The organism is Fulvivirga aurantia, assembly GCF_009711475.1.
GTDB classification, from domain to species: domain Bacteria; phylum Bacteroidota; class Bacteroidia; order Cytophagales; family Cyclobacteriaceae; genus Fulvivirga; species Fulvivirga aurantia.
This window is the reverse complement of the sequence record NZ_SMMD01000130.1, coordinates 1-620: the sequence shown is the minus strand read 5'-3', so window position 1 is coordinate 620 and position 620 is coordinate 1. Positions and strand designations below refer to the sequence as shown.

General features: G+C 36.1%; 1 protein-coding gene. It reads left to right on the top strand.

The features are described 5' to 3' along the window. Positions 1 to 620 (top strand): LamG domain-containing protein (locus tag E1176_RS00325; RefSeq protein WP_155208605.1); only part of this gene is annotated, 620 nt, incomplete at both ends.

The window sequence follows — 620 nt, the reverse complement described above, 5'->3', positions numbered from 1 at the left end:
TCAGCTGCTATTGGATTTGAAGTAGTAGGAAATCCTGAAATTAACGGAAATGCATATACATTTAACTCAGTTGATGGCAATAATGGTTGTGGACAAGCTGGAGGAGATTATATCAAATTAGACACATTAGCTGCTGATTGGTCAAACGGTTTCACGGTAGCAGGTTGGGTTAAATTTACAGAAGACCGATATTTCGAAAGAATAATTGATTTCGGAAATGGTAAAGGTGAAGATGGTGGAATGAACGTAACGTTTTCAAGACTGACTAGAAGTTCCGACCTGGCACTGACTAGCTGGATAGATAGTGACTCAGTAATGAATAGAGAAAAAGGTCGTTTAATAGCTCGTGATGCAATTGTAAATGGACAAATGTTATTTTATGTTGGAACAATTAGTCCTAGCGGTGAAATGAAAATATATATCAATGGTGAATTAGAAGCTGAAAAAGCAGATGGTAATCATGTGGCTAATGTAGAGAGAACTAAAAATTATATTGGACACTCTAGTTGGTGTAGCTTTGACCTTGATTTTAAAGGTACAATTGATGGATTGTACTTATACAACAAAGCCATTACCGAGGGTGAGGTAAAAGCTCTTTATGATCAGACAAGTAAGAAATA